This is a genomic window from Kribbella sp. NPDC050281 (assembly GCF_040655855.1).
Classification (GTDB): Bacteria; Actinomycetota; Actinomycetes; order Propionibacteriales; family Kribbellaceae; genus Kribbella.
This window is the reverse complement of sequence record NZ_JBFAKS010000002.1, coordinates 64329-81161: the sequence shown is the minus strand read 5'-3', so window position 1 is coordinate 81161 and position 16833 is coordinate 64329. Positions and strand designations below refer to the sequence as shown.

15 protein-coding genes are annotated in these 16833 nt (G+C 68.9%); 10 read left to right on the top strand and 5 right to left on the bottom strand.

Annotated features, from left to right (window positions below):
- Positions 1–77: 77 nt before the first annotated feature.
- Genes AB0I34_RS02915 through AB0I34_RS02900 form a run of 4 tightly spaced genes read left to right on the top strand, consistent with a single transcriptional unit; the run spans position 78 to position 3170 of the window.
- Positions 78–740, top strand: coding sequence for a hypothetical protein (locus AB0I34_RS02915; protein ID WP_360438346.1), 663 nt, complete (start codon positions 78–80; stop codon positions 738–740).
- Positions 741–769: 29 nt separating this feature from the next.
- On the top strand, positions 770–1471 hold the full coding sequence (locus AB0I34_RS02910) for a tyrosine-protein phosphatase (RefSeq protein WP_360438342.1): 702 nt from the start codon (positions 770–772) through the stop codon (positions 1469–1471).
- Between the two features lie 54 nt (positions 1472–1525).
- Positions 1526–2416: an ABC transporter permease gene (locus AB0I34_RS02905; RefSeq protein ID WP_360438339.1), complete on the top strand. Its 891-nt coding sequence runs from the start codon at positions 1526–1528 to the stop codon at positions 2414–2416.
- A complete protein-coding gene (locus AB0I34_RS02900) occupies positions 2409–3170 on the top strand; it encodes an ABC transporter ATP-binding protein (RefSeq protein WP_360438336.1) in 762 nt (253 codons plus the stop codon). Before AB0I34_RS02905 ends, AB0I34_RS02900 begins: the two co-directional genes overlap by 8 nt.
- 8 nt (positions 3171–3178) lie before the next feature.
- On the opposite strand, the gene AB0I34_RS02895 is transcribed toward AB0I34_RS02900, so the two are convergent.
- Both AB0I34_RS02895 and AB0I34_RS02890 read right to left on the bottom strand, forming a co-directional pair.
- Positions 3179–4177, bottom strand: coding sequence for a glycosyltransferase family 2 protein (locus tag AB0I34_RS02895; RefSeq protein WP_360439115.1), 999 nt, complete (start codon positions 4175–4177; stop codon positions 3179–3181).
- Positions 4178–4189: 12 nt separating this feature from the next.
- The gene (locus AB0I34_RS02890; RefSeq protein ID WP_360438333.1) at positions 4190–5674 is read right to left on the bottom strand and encodes an LCP family protein; all 1485 of its coding nucleotides are present in this window, start codon (positions 5672–5674) and stop codon (positions 4190–4192) included.
- Between the two features lie 282 nt (positions 5675–5956).
- On the opposite strand from AB0I34_RS02890, the gene AB0I34_RS02885 reads away from it, so the two are divergent.
- The 3 genes from AB0I34_RS02885 to AB0I34_RS02875 all read left to right on the top strand — a co-directional run bounded on the left by AB0I34_RS02885 (position 5957) and on the right by AB0I34_RS02875 (position 9602).
- On the top strand, positions 5957–6820 hold the full coding sequence (locus tag AB0I34_RS02885; RefSeq protein ID WP_360438330.1) for a serine protease: 864 nt from the start codon (positions 5957–5959) through the stop codon (positions 6818–6820).
- Positions 6821–6882: 62 nt separating this feature from the next.
- The gene (locus tag AB0I34_RS02880; protein ID WP_360438327.1) at positions 6883–8979 is read left to right on the top strand and encodes a spermidine synthase; all 2097 of its coding nucleotides are present in this window, start codon (positions 6883–6885) and stop codon (positions 8977–8979) included.
- Positions 8976–9602, top strand: a complete 627-nt coding sequence (locus AB0I34_RS02875; protein ID WP_360438324.1) for a class I SAM-dependent methyltransferase — start codon at positions 8976–8978, stop codon at positions 9600–9602. Before AB0I34_RS02880 ends, AB0I34_RS02875 begins: the two co-directional genes overlap by 4 nt.
- Here the strand turns inward: AB0I34_RS02875 and AB0I34_RS02870 are convergent.
- Positions 9592–10341 (bottom strand): phosphocholine cytidylyltransferase family protein, encoded by a 750-nt coding sequence (locus tag AB0I34_RS02870; protein WP_360438321.1) that lies wholly within the window; start codon positions 10339–10341, stop codon positions 9592–9594. The two genes, AB0I34_RS02875 and AB0I34_RS02870, sit on opposite strands and share 11 nt — an antisense overlap.
- Before the next feature lie 66 nt (positions 10342–10407).
- Here AB0I34_RS02870 and galE point away from each other — a divergent pair, with 66 nt between their 5' ends.
- The 3 genes from galE (at position 10408) to AB0I34_RS02855 (ending at position 15373) form a co-directional block, all read left to right on the top strand.
- Positions 10408–11364: a UDP-glucose 4-epimerase GalE gene (galE, locus tag AB0I34_RS02865; protein WP_360438319.1), complete on the top strand. Its 957-nt coding sequence runs from the start codon at positions 10408–10410 to the stop codon at positions 11362–11364.
- 321 nt (positions 11365–11685) lie between these two features.
- Positions 11686–12105, top strand: a complete 420-nt coding sequence (locus AB0I34_RS02860) for a cyclic nucleotide-binding domain-containing protein (RefSeq protein ID WP_360438317.1) — start codon at positions 11686–11688, stop codon at positions 12103–12105.
- Positions 12106–12151: 46 nt separating this feature from the next.
- Positions 12152–15373 (top strand): AAA family ATPase, encoded by a 3222-nt coding sequence (locus AB0I34_RS02855; protein WP_360438314.1) that lies wholly within the window; start codon positions 12152–12154, stop codon positions 15371–15373.
- Here the strand turns inward: AB0I34_RS02855 and AB0I34_RS02850 are convergent.
- Both AB0I34_RS02850 and AB0I34_RS02845 read right to left on the bottom strand, forming a co-directional pair.
- Positions 15348–16136 carry an SDR family NAD(P)-dependent oxidoreductase gene (locus AB0I34_RS02850; RefSeq protein WP_360438311.1) on the bottom strand — a complete coding sequence of 263 codons (789 nt, stop codon included), beginning with the start codon at positions 16134–16136 and terminating at the stop codon, positions 15348–15350. The two genes, AB0I34_RS02855 and AB0I34_RS02850, sit on opposite strands and share 26 nt — an antisense overlap.
- Positions 16136–16816, bottom strand: coding sequence for a TIGR03089 family protein (locus AB0I34_RS02845; RefSeq protein WP_360438308.1), 681 nt, complete (start codon positions 16814–16816; stop codon positions 16136–16138). Before AB0I34_RS02845 ends, AB0I34_RS02850 begins: the two co-directional genes overlap by 1 nt.
- Positions 16817–16833: the final 17 nt, after the last annotated feature.

The following is a 16833-nucleotide window of genomic DNA, read 5'->3' as shown; positions in this document are numbered from 1 at the left end:
AACGAACGCAGTGAGTTCATCATCGAGCACAGCGCCTGTTGTGTCTCATCCGCGCCCGGAGCGAAGCGAGGACGTGGATGAGCACTTATCCGGGGCAGGCGGCTGCGCCGAAGAAGACGCTGACCTGGATCGCGATCGCGTGCTTCGCGATCGGTGCCGTGCTGACCTTGTTCTTCGTCTGGCGGATCGTCGAGACGGTGCCGGAGTCGCCGCAGTCGGTCGCGGGCGGCGTGGTCCACCTGAAGGAGGAAGGGCTGACGATCTACTCGTCCGTCCCGGTGCTCAATCCGCCGTGCGAGGCGAAGGACGCGTCGGGTGGCGACGTGCCGCTGAAGGCGCCGACCGGCTCCGAGCAGATCACGATCAACGACGAGACCTGGTACGTCGTCGCGCGGTCGGTGGACACCGTCCCGGCGGGGGACTACAGCATCTCCTGCACCGACGACACCACCGGAGCCACGTACGCCGCCGGACCGAAGTCCTCGGTCGTGGCGTTCGTGCTGTCGATCTTCGGTGCCATCGGCTCCTTCCTGATCTTCTTCATCCTCGGCGGCGTCCTGCTCACCATCGGCGCCGTCCGCAACCGCCGCCGCAACCGTCCGCCGAACACCTCCCCGCCCCAGCAACCACCAGGTGCCCCCGGCAACTACCCGCCCCCACCCGGCTCCCAGAACAGCACCTTCCCAGCCCCACCTCCGTACCACCCCGGACCCAACCCCGACCACCCCCAGGACCGCTGACAAGTAACGTGTTCTGTTTGGATAGGCGTATGGATCTTGACTGGCCGGGGTGCCGGAATGTGCGGGATGTGGGCGGGTTGCCGACGGCGAACGGCGCGAGGGTTCGCGAAGGGGTGCTGATTCGGTCGGACAGCTTGCACTATCTGACCGTTCAGGGAGTCGAGACGGTACGGCGTTCCGGTGTCAGCCGGATCCTGGATCTGCGGGGCGAGGCGGAGGCGGCCGCCGCGCCGAGTCCGTTCGTCGGCGATCCGCTGCTGGTCGCGCAGTCGCTCCAGGATCCCGCCGACCCGGATCACGGGCAGCCGACGATCGTCGCGGCGTGCACGTGGATGCTGGATCGGCGGCCGGAGCTGTTCGCGGCCGCCGTGAAGGCCATCGCGGACGAGCCCGACGGCGCGGTCGTCGTGCACTGCCACGGCGGCAAGGACCGGACCGGCATGGTGGTCGCGCTGGCCCTGAGCATCGCCGGCGTGCCCGAGGACGAGATCGTCGCCGACTACTTCCTCACCCAGGAGCGGATGGCCGGACTGCTGGCCGAGCAGTTGGCGGCCGAACCGGACCCCTCGCAGCATCCGGAACTGATCGAGTTCCGCGACACGCGGGCCGAGTCGATGGTCGCGATCCTGCGTCATCTCGACGAAAAGTACGGCGGACCCGAGCCATACCTGCGGCACGGTGGTCTCACCGACGACGATCTCGACCGCCTCCGCCGGCGTCTGATCGGCTGACCCGGAGCCGACCGCAGTCACGACGAAATCACGGAAGGCAGTACATTGGCGCTCATGCCGACCGCCGCAGAGCCGACCGGGGCGACCGACCCGGCGGCACTGGCCGAACGCTACGGACTCTCCCAGAGCTCGATCCGCCCGCCGCTCGACTCCTACCTGCGGGAGTTGTGGAGCCGTCGCCAGTTCGTCCTCAGCTATGCCCGAGCCCGCACCTACGCCATGTACGCCGGGGCCCGCCTCGGGTCCCTCTGGCAGGTACTGACACCGCTGCTCAACGCGGCGGTCTACTACCTCGCCTTCGGTGTCCTCCTCGGCACCAAGAACGGGATCGACAACTACGTCGCGTTCCTGCTCAGCGGGATCTTCGTCTTCACCTTCACCCAGCGCTGCATGACCGAGGGGTCCCGCTCGCTGGCGCTGAACCTGTCGCTGATCCGCACCCTGCACTTCCCGCGCGCGACCCTGCCGCTCGCCTACGTGGTGAACGAGCTGAACCAGATGCTGGTCTCGCTGGGCCTGCTGTTCGTGATCGTCGGGTTCACGGACGGAGTCACCTGGCGCTGGGTGTTCGTCGCGCCGGCCATGCTGCTGCAGACCATGTTCAACATCGGGATCACCCTGGTGTGCGCCCGGGTCGGGACGTTCGTGTCCGACATCAGTCAGTTGCTACCGTTCGTCACCCGCACCTGGCTGTACGCGTCCGGGATCTTCTTCTCGCTGCCGGCCAAGCTGGACCAGGTGGACGCGCCGAGCTGGGTGGTCAAGGTGCTCGCGCTCAACCCGATCTCGGCGTACATCGACATCTTCCGGAGATCGCTGCTGGCGGAGCACGAGGCGAACCAGTTGCCGAATGCGTGGAAGATCGCGATCGTCTGGTCGTTCGTGATGCTGGCGGCCGGACTGGTGTACTTCTGGCGTGCGGAGGACCGCTATGGCCGTGGCTGATTCAGAGGCTGAACCGACCGTCATCGCCGACCACCTGGACATCATCTACAAGGTGATCGCCGGGCAGGGCGGCAAGGGTACGGCGGCGACGGCGTTCCGGCGGATCCTGAAGCGGCAGGACCGGCCGACGATCCGCGAGGTGCATGCGGTCAAGGACGTCAGCTTCACGGCATACAAGGGCGATGCGATCGGCGTCATCGGCCGCAACGGCTCCGGCAAGTCGACGCTGCTGCGGGCGATCGCCGGGCTGCTGCCGCCCGCCGCCGGTGTCGTCTACACCAGCGGGCGGCCCTCGCTGCTCGGCGTCAACGCGGCGATGATGAACGACCTGACCGGCGACCGCAACGTCGTACTCGGCTGTCTCGCGATGGGCATGTCGGCGGCCGAGATCCAGCAGCGGTACGACGAGATCGTCGAGTTCTCCGGGATCGGGGACTTCATCGACCTGCCGATGTCGACGTACTCGTCCGGCATGGCGGCCAGGCTGAAGTTCGCGATCGCGTCGGCGAAGACGCACGACATCCTGCTCGTCGACGAGGCCCTGGCCACCGGGGACGCCGAATTCCGGGTCCGATCCGAACGGAAGATCCGCGACCTGCGCGACCAGGCCGGCACGGTGTTCCTGGTCAGCCACAGCCTCGACGTCGTACTCGACACCTGTAACCGCGCGATCTGGCTGGACGGCGGCGTACTGCGCCTCGACGGCACCGCCGAAGAAGTCGTCGCCGCCTACACCAAATTCGCCCGGGGCTAGGACCCGCCCTAGATCGCCTTCGGCTTCTCGCGGAGGCCGAGGAGGAATCCGAGGCCCCAGGAGACGTGCATGGTCGCGCAGACCAGCGGCATCCAGAGCAGGGCCTTCCAGGGCAGGTAGCGGCCCTCGACGGCCGAGCCGGCCAGCAGCAGGATCGCGTAGCCGAGCGGGGCCAGGAAGCCCAGGTCGAGCCAGCTGCTGCCGGTGGCGAGGCCGATGATGCCGAGGATCGTGCCGAGCGCCAGCAGGATCACCGCCATCGGGGGAGCCAGGTACCGCTTGTTCGCGGTCTCGGGGTGCCGGCGGATCACCTCACGCCGCCACTGGCCGGTGTGGAAGAACTGCTTGGCCACCGCCGACAGCGACGAGCGCGGCCGGTAGGTGACGGACAGGTCCGGGGTGAACCAGATCAGGCCGCCGGTCTTGCGGATCCGGTAGTTGAGCTCCCAGTCCTGGGCCCGGTGCATGGTCTCGTCGAACCCGCCGACTCGCTCCAGTGCGGCCCGCCGGAACACGCCCAGGTAGACGGTGTCGGCCGGCCCGGCCTTGCCGCCCTGGTGGAACGTCGACGCGCCCAGCCCCAGCCGGGACCGGTACGCACAGGCGACCGCCATCTCGGTCGGCGTCCGGCCCTCGGCGGCCATCACACCGCCGACGTTGTCCGCGCCGCTCTCGTCCAGTACCTCGACCGCGCGGGTGATGTAGCCGTCGGTGAGGGCGCCGTGGCCGTCGACCCGGACCAGGATGTCGTGCCGGGCGTTCGCGATGCCGACGTTCAGCCCGGCCGGCGTCTTGCCGGTCGGGTTCGGCACGATGCTGATCCGCGGGTCGCGGTCGGCCAGCTTGTCCGCGATCTCCTGGGTCCGGTCCTTGCTCGGACCGATGGCGAGCACGACTTCCAGCTCGCCGGGGTAGTCCTGCTCGAGGACGCGGCCGACCGCCTCCTCGAGGTGGCGTTCCTCGTTCAGTACGGGCATCACGACGGACACGGGCGGCCAGTGGGACAGCGGCATATCAGGTCAGGCCTTACAGATCGAAGCGACGTCGTCGACGCCGGTGGCGGGTTTGGTCGGTGAGTTCGACGGACTGCTCGTCTTGCTCGGTTTCTTGGTCGTGCCGGTGGTCGGCTTGCTGGTGGAACTACTCGGAGTGCTCGGCTTCTTACCGTCTCCTCCCGAGCCCGCCTTGTCCAGCGCTTCCGACTTCCCGATGGCTTCGGCGACCTTGGTCCGGATCAGCTCGAAGTCCGGGTCACCGGTGTGGATCAGCGGCGGGACCGCGGAGAAGCTTGACACCGGGAGCTTCTTCGCGTCCAGCGCGAGGTCGGTGAAAGTGCCCAGTTCGCCGGCCGGGATATCGGTCTGGACCACTTGTTTGCTGGCCTTGGCGATGCCCTGGAACTTGGTCAGTACCGTCTGCGGCGACAGCTGGTTCAGCATCGCCGACATCACGCACTTCTGCCGGGCCATCCGTTCGTAGTCCGACGACTCGGCCCGCGACCGGGCGAACCAGAGCGCGTGGTAGCCGTCCAGATGCCGGTCCTTGCCGGCCTCGATGTAGCCCTTGATGGGCGAGCTGCCGCCGCCGATCGGGACCCGCTTGCCGATGTCGAGGGTGATGCCGCCGACCGCGTCGAGCAGGTTGCGGAACCCGGCCAGGTCGATCAGCACGAAGTAGTTCACCTTCAGTCCGGTGACCGCCTGGACCGCCTGCCGGGTCGCGGTCACACCGGGATTCGGATCGCCGGGGAACAGGTCCTTGTGGTTGGAGGCGTAGGTGTAGATGGCGTTGATCAGGCACTCGGCGCCGCAGTTGTTCCACTGGAAGCCGTCCGGGAACTGCTTGGCCATCGCCGTACCGGCCGGGAACGGGACCTTCGCCAGGTTCCGCGGCAGGCCGATCAGGACGGTCCGGCCGGTGTCGGCGTCGATGCTGGCCAGCGTGATGCTGTCCGGCCGGGTGCCGATCCGGTCCGCGCCGGAGTCGCCGCCGAGCAGCAGCACGTTGTAGCGGCCGTGCTCGGCCTTCGACTTCTGGCCGTTGCCGAAGATGCTGGCGACGAGATCACGCTGGGTGTTGACGATCGTGCTCGCGTAGATCAGCGCGCCGGCCACCACGAGGACCATCACCCCGTCCAGGATGCTGGTCGCGAGCCGGTGGTTGCGTTCGAGGGTGAGCGGCTGGCCGAGCCGGTAGGCGTCGACGAACAGTGCGGCCCAGCCGATCGCGAGCACGATCAGCAGGACCTGGACGGTCCGCAGGGTGCCCGGACGGGCCAGCAGGTTGATCGTGCCGGAACGCCAGACCAGGCCGAGCAGGATCAGGAAGACGGCGATCGCGACCAGCCCGGCGACGATCCGCCAGGCGTACCGCCCGGCCCGCTTGCTGCCTGCCACGATCTGCGCCGACCCCGGCAGCACCAGGGTCATCAAGACCAGCGTCAGCGCCCGCTTGAATCGCACCGGCTCGCTGAGACTGCGCAGGTCAGGTTTCTCCTGCGGCATGACGTCCTTCCGTTCTCTGAGCTCACGCGGCACGGCGGGCCAACAATCCAGTCGACCGTACCCTGTCGTCCCCACCACCACTGGGTACGACGTGCCGGACGCGGTGATGGTTCGAGCCGAGTCGGATTCGGAGACGAAGAGTAGCAGCCCCCTCACACAGCGCAGGAAAACCCGTGCAGACACCCTGTGGTCGGCTGGTTTCACACGGTTGTGATGGTTGTCGGTGGGCGGATCGGTTACGAAAGCTCCAGACCCATCCAGTGAGGACAGGAAACCGCCCCCATGAAACTGTTCCGTACGTTCCTGGCCGCCGCCGCGGCCGGCACGATCGCACTGCTCGGCACCAGTTCGGCCCAAGCCTTCGAGGCCGCTCCCCAGCAGACCACTGTCCAGGCCCCTGGTGCCGACTTCACCGGGATCGCCGCGCTCAGCAACTGTTCCGCATCCCTCGTCCGGTATGCCGAATCAGTAGGCACCGACAAGGCGCTCGTCCTCACCAACGGCCACTGCTACGAGGGCGGGTTCCTGAACCCGGGCCAGGTCCTGGTGAACCGTGCGTCGACCCGCTCGATCACGCTGCTGCGGCCAGACTCCAGCCGGGCCGGCACGGTCCGGGCCAGCCGGATCCTCTTCGGCACGATGACCAAGACCGACATGATCGTGTACGAGGTGAACGAGAGCTACGCGTCGATCCAGAGCCGGCTGAACGTCACGCCGCTGACGCTGGCCAAGCAGGGCCCGGCGAACGGCGCGGGGATGGCGGTCGTCTCCGGTTACTGGAAGCGCATCTACACCTGCTCGGTGCAGGCGACCATCCCGCAACTGCGCGAGGGTGACTGGACCTGGCAGAACTCGATCAAGTACCAGCAGCCGGGCTGCGAGACGATCGGCGGTACGTCGGGATCGCCGGTGGTGAGCACGTCGACCGGTGAGGTGATCGGGGTCAACAACACCGGCAACGAGGACGGCGAGCAGTGCACGGTGAACAACCCGTGCGAGGTCGACGCCGACGGCAACGTCACCGTCGACCAGGGCGCGGCGTACGGCCAGCAGACCTGGTGGCTCTACACCTGTCTGACCGCGAGCCGCACCATCGACCTGAACAAGGCCGGCTGCGAGCTCCCGAAGCCGTCCCGCCGGCACTGACAGACGCAGGCTGAGCATGCGGGGTGACGTAGACCACTTGTGATCAGGTAACGTCGCCCCGCATGGCAGTCGACTCCTCCACCGAGCACGTCAGTACGACGAAATGGCCGAGCCCGTTCGGGGTCCGGACGCGGTTGGTCGCGTCCAGCGCGCTGATGCTCTTCACCGAGCTCGCGCTGATCCGCTGGACCGGCTCGAACGTGGTGCATCTGAGCTACTTCTCGAACTTCGTGCTGCTCGGCTCGTTCCTCGGCATCGGGATCGGCATCCTCCGGTCCGGCCGGGCCAAGCGGCTGCCGTACTACTCACCGGTGATGCTCGGCCTGCTGGTCCTGGTGATCGCCTGGAAGCCGGTCACGGTCGACCGTGGTACGTCGTCCAGCGTCATCTACTTCACCAGCCTGAACACCACCGGACCGCCGGTGTGGGTGATTCTGCCGATCATCTTCGTCGCCGCCGCGGTGGTGCTAGCCGGTCCGGCCGAGCTCGTCGGCCGCTGCTTCACCGAGTTGCCGCGACTGACGGCGTACCGCTATGACCTGATCGGAAGCCTGGTCGGGATCGCGGCCTTCACCGGGCTGTCGTTCCTCGGCGCACCGCCGATCTGGTGGGGCGCGATCGTCACGGTGATGTTCGCCGCGCTGATGATCCCGCGGCCGCGGTCCGCCGCTCCCACCAGCCGCAGCCTCGTCGCGGCCGGGCTGAGTGGGGCGCTGGTGCTGGCGCCGTTGCTGGTGATGGTCGGGGTCCTGTTCCACGAGTCCACACGGCCGGACAACAGTTGGTCGCCGTACTACAAGGTGCAGACGAAGGCGTCCACCTGGCAGAACGTGCCGCTGCTGACGATCACGGTGAACGGCGTGCCGCACCAGCAGGCGATCCCGGCCGACGCGCGGTTGCAGTGGGAGCCGCAGTACGGGCTGCCGTACGAGCGGGCGAACGTCGGCAAGACGCCGAAGAACGTGCTGATCATCGGCGCCGGGTCCGGTTCGGACGTCGCGATCGCGCTGAAGAAGGGCGCGACGCACGTGGACGCGGTCGAGATCGACCCGCGGATTCGCGACCTGGGCAAGGCACTGCACCCGGACCGGCCGTACCAGGACCCGCGGGTGACCTCGCACATCGACGACGGGCGCGCGTTCCTGTCCCGGACCGACAAGAAGTACGACCTGATCCTGCTGGCCCTGCCGGACTCGCTGACGCTGGTGAACGGCGCGAGTTCGCTGCGGCTGGAGAGCTACCTGTTCACCCAGCAGGCGTTCGAGTCCGCGCGTGACCACCTGAATCCGGGTGGCGCGTTCGCCATGTACAACTACTACCGCGAGACCTGGCTGATCGACCGGCTCGCGTCGACCGCGCAGTCGGCGTTCGGGCACAAACCCTGCGTGGACAAGGTCGGCGACGACCTGCAGCAGGCGGTCGTGACGGTCGGGCTGACCGAGGCCGACCAGACCTGCGGCGCCGAGTGGGCCGGACCGAGCGCGATCACGCCGCCGCCCGCGACCGACAACCGGCCGTTCCTCTACCTGTTCACCGACCGCATCCCGTCGCTGTACCTGATCACGCTCGGGCTGGTCCTGGTCGCGGGTCTGATCGGAGTCGGGATCGCCGGCGGCGGATCGTCGTACCGGCGGATGCGTCCGTACAGCGACCTGTTCCTGCTGGGCGCCGGGTTCATGTTGCTGGAGACGAAGAGCATCACGGGCTTCGCGTTGCTGTTCGGTACGACGTGGGTGGTCAACGCGATCGTGTTCGCCGGAGTACTGGTCGCCGTCCTTGCTGCTGTCGAAGTCACCAGACGGTTCAAGACACCACCTTTGAAGGTGATGTACGTCGTCCTGTTCGGCGGGCTGGTGCTGGCGTGGTTGTTCCCGGACGAGTGGCTGCTGTCGATGCCGGTGGGCTTGCGCGCGGTCGTCGCCGTGGTGATCGCGTTCCTGCCGATCTTCGCCGCGAACGTGATCTTCGCCAAGCGCTTCACCGACACCGCGGACGGCACCGCGTCGTTCGGTGCCAATCTCCTCGGCGCCATGCTCGGCGGCTGTCTCGAGTACGCGGCGCTGATCATCGGCTTCGACGGCCTCCTGATCATCGCGGCCCTGCTCTACCTCGGTGCCTTCCTGCTCCGCCCGAAAAACCCCGTTGTGGTGCGAAGTTGAGCGAACTCGCGGACTACTACCGGGACCGCGCGGCGGAGTACGACGCGGTCTACGACAAGCCCGAGCGGCAGCAGGACCTGGCAACCCTGAAGGAACTGCTGCCGCCGCTGGTCGCCGGGAAGCGAGTCCTGGAGATCGCCGCCGGCACCGGCTACTGGACCCAGGTGCTGGCCGGATCGGCGCAGTCCATCGTGGCGACGGACCTGAACGACGAGACGCTGGCGATCGCGCGATCCCGGTCGTACTCCTCCGAGGCTGTCAGCTTCCAGGTTGCCGATGCGTACCGGCTGGACGAGCTCGCCGGCGAGTACGACGTCGTGTTCGCCGGGTTCTTCTGGTCACATGTACGGCGCCAGGACGCTGCTCGGTTCGCGCAGTCGCTCGTACGGCGCGCGGAGCGAGTGGTGCTGGTCGACAACAAGTATGTCGCCGGCAGCAACTACCCGATCAGCCGCACGACTGCCGACGGCGATACCTACCAGACTCGGCGGCTCGAGGACGGTCGTACGTACGACGTACTGAAGAACTTCCCGACCACGGAGCAGTTCACAGCCGACGTCGCACCGGCCGACGTCACGTGGACGGACCTGACCTACTTCTGGCTGGCCACCGTCACCGGGTAGTCGGCCTGCGCCGGACGATCTCGCGGGCTCGGGCGAGGTCGGCGTGGTTGTCGATCTCGACCCAGTCGGTGCGGCCGATGGCGACCGTGTCGATGTGGAACCCCTGGTCGATCAGGAGTTGGTACGCGTCCTCGTAGTAGAGGTGGGGATCGCGGCGCCAGGTCTGCTCGAGGGCGGTGGTGAGGTCGGCGGCGGCCGTGGGCTCGATCAGCGTGAGGCCGATGTATTCGCCGGTGGCGGCAGCCGGGTCCAGCTGCTTGGTGATGCGTTGGACGCCCGCGGTGTCCGAGCAGATGACCTTCATTTCCTCGTCGGCCAAGGGTTTCTCGGTGTCCAGCGCAAGGATGATCCGGCGGTCGTCTCCGCGGGCGTCGAGGAGGGCTTGCTGGACCGAGGGCGGGTGGACGGTGTCGCCGTTCGCCAGCAGGACGCCGTACTGCAGGTGATCGCGGGCACACCACAGTGAGTACGCGTTGTTCCAGATCTCGCCCTTGTCGTTGTGGACGAGTTCGAGGCGGACGCCGTACCGCGTTTCGAAGTCCTTCACCCGCGCCTCGACGGTGCCGGCGGCGTACCCGACCACGATCGCGATCTCGGTGATGCCGACCGCCGCGTAGTTGGCCAGCGTCAGGTCCAGCACGGTGACGCCGGGCGTGATCGGGACGAGTGCCTTGGGCAACTTGTCTGTCAGCGGCAGGAGGCGGCGACCCGCACCGGCGGCGAGGACCAGTCCGATCATGGCTCATGGTACGGGTTCGGCCCGTGCGGTGGGGATCCGTTGCCGCGTGGTGGCAGGATCAGGGACATGACGTGGCTCGTGACTGGTGGTGCTGGGTACATCGGGGCGCATGTGGTGCGTGCGTTCCGCGCGGACGGGATCGACGTGGTGGTGATCGACGACCTGTCCAGTGGGAAGGCCGAGTTCGTCCCGGACGGCGTACCGTTCGTGCACGCGAACCTGCTCGACGGTACGGCGGTCCGCCGGGCGCTGGAGGGGGTCAGCGGGGTCGTCCACCTGGCCGGGTTCAAGTACGCCGGGGTGTCGGTGGACCGTCCGCTGCACACCTACACGCAGAACGTGACCGGGATGGTCTCGCTGCTCGAAGCGATGGCGGACAAGGACATCCGCAACATCGTGTTCTCGTCCAGCGCCGGGGTCTACGGCACCCCGAAGGACGAGGTGGTGACCGAGCAGACCCCGCCGGACCCGCAGAGTCCGTACGGCGAATCGAAGCTGGTCGGCGAGTGGTTGCTCCGGGACCAGGCGCGTGCGGTGGAGCTGCACCACACGTCACTGCGCTACTTCAACGTGGTCGGATCCGGGGACCCGGCGGTGTACGACGCGAGTCCGTACAACCTGTTCCCGATCGTGTGTGACCTGCTGTCGCAGGGGAAGGTCCCGCAGATCTATGGCACAGACCACCCGACGCCGGACGGTACGTCGGTCAAGGACTACGTGCACGTGGCCGATCTGGCCCGCGCGCATGTCGCCGCCGCCAGGGCGCTGGATGCGAGCAAGACTCTAGAGCCCGTCTACAACTTGGGCAGCGGCACCGGCACCTCGGTGCGCGAGATCATGGACGCCGCCCGCCGCGTCACCGGCATCGACTTCACCCCCGACGAAGGCCCGCGCCGCCCCGGCGATCCGTCCCGCGTGGTGGCCAACGGCGACCTGGCCGCCCGGGATCTCGGCTGGCAGAACACCCACACCGTCGACCAGATGTTCGCCACTGCCTGGGAGGCCTGGCCCAACAAGCCCTGACCCGCCGGGTCGGCACACTGCACCCATGGCCCGAGACCCCGCCACCGATGCCGCCGAGGCGTATTCGTGGTCGGGGCGCTGGTGCTACAGGCGACCCGCGGGCACCGCGGGACGTGTCTGCTCACGCGGGGATTGTGGTTCGGGCTGGCGGCGCCGGGACTTCCGCTGCGGGTGACCTTCTGGTTCTCGTTCTGAGCTTGGCCCTGGGCTGGACCCTGGGCCGGACCAAAAACATGGTCGGCGATCCTGTCCGGAGGTAGCCTGTGGCGCAGTTCACAGTGCCACCCGCCTCGCGGGTGCCGAGGGAGGGGCCCGAAACCCATGAGTCACGAAAGCCTGCCGCAGTTCCTGGCGAACATCGATCTCTTCCATGGACTGTCCCAGGACACGCTGTCCGATCTGATGGCGCGCGGTACGACGCTGACGATCCCGGCCGGTCAGCACGCGGTCGAGCAGGGCGCGGACGACGCCGGCCTGCAGGTGGTGCTGGAGGGATCGGCCGAGGTCACGGTGCACGGGACCGACCGGGCGCCGCTCGGACCGGGCGACTACTTCGGCGAGATCTCCCTGGTCGACGGTCTGCCGCGATCCGCGACGGTGGTGGCCGGGCCGGACGGTCTGACCACGTTCGCACTGTCGTCGCTCGCCTTCGCCCCGGTGGTCAAGGAGAACTCCGACGTCGCGGAGGCCCTGCTCAAGGCGCTCACCAGCCGGATCCGTTCGCTCGAGGCCCAGAACTGAGCCGAGCGGCCCGCACGAACGGCGGGAGGGCGCGGAGGACGTGGACGTGATCGCACCGGTCGAGGAGCGCAAGGTCGTCACGGTGCTGTTCTGCGACCTGGTCGGCTTCACCACCGCGTCGGAGTCCGCCGATCCGGAGGACGTCCGCCGCTGGCTGGCGCCGTACCACTCGACCTTGCGAGACACGGTCGAGCAGTACGGCGGAACGGTCGAGAAGTTCGCCGGCGACGCCATCCTGGCCGTCTTCGGGGCGCCGCGCTCGCGGGAGGACGACGCCGAGCGCGCGGTCCGGGCCGGGCTCGCGGTCCTCGACGCGGTCGCGGCGTTGCCGGCCGGGCCGCTGGAGGTCCGGATCGGCATCGAGACCGGTGAGGCGCTGGTCCAGTTGAGCGCCCGGCCGGAGCTCGGCGAGCCGTTCGTCACCGGCATGGTGGTGAACCTGGCGGCCCGGCTGCAGTCGTCGGCACCGATCGGCGCCGTCGTGGTCGGCCCCGGTACGCATGCGGCGACCGACCGGGTGTTCGGCTACGAACGGCTGGAACCCGTTGCGGCCAAGGGGATCAGCCACGATGTCGACCGCTGGCGGGCCGGCGAGCCCCGAGCCCGCTTCGGCGCCGATGTCATCCGCGACCTCAGTACGCCGATGGTCGGCCGGGAACGGGATCTCACCCTGCTGCGGACCGCGTTCGACAAGGCGGTCGCCGAGCGGCTGCCGCAGTTCGTCACGCTGCTCGGCGAACCGGGCATCGGCAAGTCCCGCCTGGTCGCCGAACTCGGCGCCTGGCTGGATCGCCACGACGAGCTCGTCACCTGGCGCGAGGGCCGGTGCGTGCCGTACGGCGAGACGCCGTTCTGGCCGATCGCGGAGATCGTCAAGGTCCAGGCCGGGATCCTCGACACCGACGGTCCGGCCGAGGCAGTGGCCAAGCTGGACGCGATCCTGCCCGACGACGGCGATCGCGCCTGGCTGCGGGCTCGCGTCGGCCCGCTGGTCGGTGCCGTGTCCGGCGTACCGGCGGGGGCCGGGACCCAGGAGGAATCGTTCGCGGCCTGGCGGCAACTGCTGGAGTCGTTCGCCGAGCAGTCGCCCGCGGTGCTCGTGTTCGAGGACCTGCACTGGGCTTCGGACGCGCTGCTGGCCTTCGTCGACCACCTGGCCGAGTGGACGACCGATCTCCCGCTGCTGGTCGTCGTCACCGCCCGCCCCGAGTTGCTCGAGCGCGGCCCACGCTGGACTCGTGCCGTGCAGAACTCGCTCACGATCGGACTGTCGCCGTTGAGCGAAGCCGAGACCGGGCGGCTGATGGACCGAATGTTCGCCGGCCAGGACGTCCCGACCGAAACGCGCGGGCGGCTGGTACGACGGGCCGACGGCAACCCCTTGTACGCCGAGGAACTCGCGCGGATCGTGACCGAGTGCGGCGTCGACCAGGCCACGTCCGGTGAGCTGCCCGCGGGGATCGCGGCCATCATCGCCGCGCGCCTGGACACACTCGACCCCGAGCGCAAGGCCCTGCTCGCCGACGCCGCCGTGGTCGGCCGGGTCTTCTGGGCCGAGGCCGTCGCCGCACTGTCCGGCCGGGACCCGGCGTACGTCGTCCAGGCCCTGCAGGAGCTGGTCCGCAAGGAGCTCGTGCGCCCGGTCCGGCGGTCGTCGATGCTGGGTCAGCACGAGTACGTCTTCTGGCATGCTCTGACCCGGGACGTGGCCTACAGCCAGGTGCCCCGGGCGATCCGGGCCGACCGGCACCTGGCCGCCGCCGACTGGCTGGATCTGCGCTGTGCCGCGTGCCAGGCCGAGACTCCGAGCCTCATCGCCCACCACCTCACCACTGCGCTCGACCTGGCTGCCGCCGCCGGGGACACGGAAGCGGTCGCCGCGATCACCCCACGGGCCCGTCGCAACCAATGCAAGGCCGCCGAGCTCGCGATGAACCTCGATGCCGGCCAGGCGCTGACTCTGCTGGATCGCGCGTTGAGCCTGACGCCGCAGGACGATCCGGATCGGCCGGAGGTGCTGGCCCGGTGGGGTTGGGCGGCCTTCCTGACCGGACGGCTCGACGATGCGCGGACCGCGTATCGCGAGGCGGTCGCCGGTTTCGAGGCCGCCGGCGACATCCCCGGGATGGCGAGAACGTTGCGTGCGTCGACGTACGCGATGAGCAACATGGCCGAGAGTCTGGCGACGATCGAGCGGGTGGTCGCGATGCTGGCGGAGCTCGGTCCGAGCGAGGATCTGGCCGGGGCCCTGGCAGGCCAGGCGAGCATCCTGCTGGTGGCGAGCCGCCGGACCGAGGCGATCGCCTCCGCCGACCGCTCGCTGCGGATGGCCGCCGAGCAGGGGTACGCCGTACCGCACCGGGCGCTGGAATCCCGCGGACTCGCCCGGGTCGGCGAGGGAGACACCGGCGGACTGGTCGACATCAAGGACGCGCTGGCCGCGCTGCTCGAGCTCGGGCAGGGCCGGGACGCGGCCGTGACCTGGTTGAACTACGGCTTCGTGGTGTGGCAGATCGAGGGGCCCGTGGTCGCGTTGGCGACCCTGGCCGAAGCGCGTGAGTTCTCGGCTCGTCGCCGGTTGCTCGAGTTGGAGCAGCAGCTCAGTTGCACTGTTCTGCAGTTGATGATCGAGACCGGTCGCCCGGCGGAGGTCGCGACATTGTGCCGGGCCCAGCTCGATCACCCGGGTCCGGCGTTCATCACGCTGCGGCGGATCGAGGTGCTGGCCGCGCTGGCGGCCGCGGAGCTCGAGCTCGGCGTCGGCACAGCACGGGAGCATGCCGAGGCCGCGTACCGGCTGGCCGTCGAGGCAGGCTGGCCCGACTTCGTCGCGGTCGCCGCGGCGCCGACGGCGGCGGCCCGGGCCCGCGACGGCGACCGGGACGGCGTCCGCGAGATCCTTCAGCGGTTGCGCTCACTGTCGGATCTGCCGGGCAGCCATGAGTTCGCCGCGCGTGTTCCAGGTCTGGTCCGCTCAGCACTGGCCGTGGGGGAGACCGAGGCTGGTGCCGCGCTGGCAGACCTGCTCGTGCCGCTGCTGCCGATGCGGGAGTACTCCGCGACCACGGCGCAGGCGCTGCTGGACGAACAACGCGGCGATCAGGCGGCCGCGGCGAACGGGTTCGCCCGCGCGGCCGCGGATTGGGGTGCCTTCGGCAACCAGCTCGAGCAGGCCCATGCGTTGCGCGGCGTGCATCGCACCACCGGCGATCCAGCTGCCCTGGCGCAGGCCGAGGAGCTGTTCACCGCGATGGGTACTCCTTCTTGAAGGGACCTGAAGGAGTGAGGTCGAAGGCGCCCGGGCCGGTGAGTACGCCGCCTTCCACCGGCAGCGTGTGCCCGGTGATCCAGGAGGCGTCGTCGGAGGCGAGGAACGCCACGGCGGCCGCGATGTCCTCGGGTTCGCCGACCCGGCCGAGCGGGTACATCTTGGCGAACTCTGTCAGCGTGTCCGGCTGCTTGTCCCAGTTCGGGGTCCGAACGGTGCCTGGGGCAACCACATTGAAGCGGACGCCCATCCGGCCGTACCGGGCCGCGTAGTTCACCGTCATCGCGATCTGACCCGCCTTGGCCGCGGCGTACTCGATGTTGCCGAACGCCGCCAGCCCGTTGACCGAGCTGATCGTCACGACGTTGCCGCGCGTCTTCACCAGGTGTGGCAGCGCCGCCTGGATGCACCGGGACGCGCCGACCAGCGTGAGGTCGAGCTGCTGGTGGAACTCCTCCGCGGTCGCGTCCTCCGGGACCGAGGTCACGATGCAGCCGCCGGCGTTGTTCACGACGACGTCGAGCCGCCCGAACCGTTCGACTGTGGCGGCGACTGCCGCGTCCACGTCCTCGCGACTCGTCACGTCCGCCCGCAGCCCCAGCGCCCGCTCGCCGATCTCCGCCGCGACCTGGCCGACCTTCTCCTCCTGGAGATCGGTCACCACCACGGCCCCGCCCTCATCGGCGATCCGCCGGGCCACCGCGGCCCCGATCCCCTGCGCGCCCGCCGTGACCAGCGCAACCCGACCCTCGAACCGCTGCATCAGCCCTCCACCACTCGATCGACCTTCTCGTCCTGGATCCGGCGGTCCAGTTTTGCTGGGTCCAGGTTGCGACAGAGGACGATCGAACCACCTCCGGAGATCACTCCGACCAGGAGTCCGACTCCGTCCCGGGACGCCAGGTCCCGGGTGACCAGGATCCGGTCGGCGACGGGTTCCGCCGTACTGATCAGGTCATCATGGGTGAGTTCGTCGTACGCCGGTGACGTGGGCGACGGCGGGTCGAACGGGACGAACATGTCCGGGTGGTTGTAGACCTCGGCGCCGTAGTCGTGGATCCCGTCGGGCAGCGGTTCGCGGAACCGGCCGCCCAGCGGCAGCAGTGCGGACGCGACGGTCTCCCGCTCGCCGCGGATCGCGACGTCCGGGCCGGTGATCGCGAGGGTGCCGGTGCCGGTGGTCAGCGAGGCGCCGACCGACCAGGTGGACAGGGCCCAGACGACGCCGAGCCAGTGCGGCGGCAGGCCGATCGCGACCGTCTCGCCGGACTCCAGGTCGTACTCGTCGACGAGCAGGTTGGCGGTCTTGGCCACCCAGTTCGCGGTGGTGACGGCGCTCAGCTCGATCCGCTCGCCGGTCGTGTCGTCGTAGTAGGTGAGGAACGGAGCGCCGCCGTCCCGGCGTACCGCGGCCGCGAACAGCTCGGGCAGAACTCGTGACATATGGCCCACCCTACGGT

Excerpts from the sequence above, each read along its gene's own strand:
- AB0I34_RS02885 (WP_360438330.1), top strand. The coding sequence starts at position 5,957 with ATGAAACTGTTCCGTACGTTCCTGGCCGCCGCCGCGGCCGGCACGATC.
- AB0I34_RS02880 (WP_360438327.1), top strand. The coding sequence starts at position 6,883 with ATGGCAGTCGACTCCTCCACCGAGCACGTCAGTACGACGAAATGGCCG.
- AB0I34_RS02890 (WP_360438333.1), bottom strand. The coding sequence starts at position 5,674 with ATGCCGCAGGAGAAACCTGACCTGCGCAGTCTCAGCGAGCCGGTGCGA.
- AB0I34_RS02850 (WP_360438311.1), bottom strand. The coding sequence starts at position 16,136 with ATGCAGCGGTTCGAGGGTCGGGTTGCGCTGGTCACGGCGGGCGCGCAG.
- galE (WP_360438319.1), top strand. The coding sequence starts at position 10,408 with ATGACGTGGCTCGTGACTGGTGGTGCTGGGTACATCGGGGCGCATGTG.
- AB0I34_RS02860 (WP_360438317.1), top strand. The coding sequence starts at position 11,686 with ATGAGTCACGAAAGCCTGCCGCAGTTCCTGGCGAACATCGATCTCTTC.
- AB0I34_RS02910 (WP_360438342.1), top strand. The coding sequence starts at position 770 with ATGGATCTTGACTGGCCGGGGTGCCGGAATGTGCGGGATGTGGGCGGG.
- AB0I34_RS02870 (WP_360438321.1), bottom strand. The coding sequence starts at position 10,341 with ATGATCGGACTGGTCCTCGCCGCCGGTGCGGGTCGCCGCCTCCTGCCG.
- AB0I34_RS02915 (WP_360438346.1), top strand. The coding sequence starts at position 78 with ATGAGCACTTATCCGGGGCAGGCGGCTGCGCCGAAGAAGACGCTGACC.
- AB0I34_RS02905 (WP_360438339.1), top strand. The coding sequence starts at position 1,526 with ATGCCGACCGCCGCAGAGCCGACCGGGGCGACCGACCCGGCGGCACTG.
- AB0I34_RS02845 (WP_360438308.1), bottom strand. The coding sequence starts at position 16,816 with ATGTCACGAGTTCTGCCCGAGCTGTTCGCGGCCGCGGTACGCCGGGAC.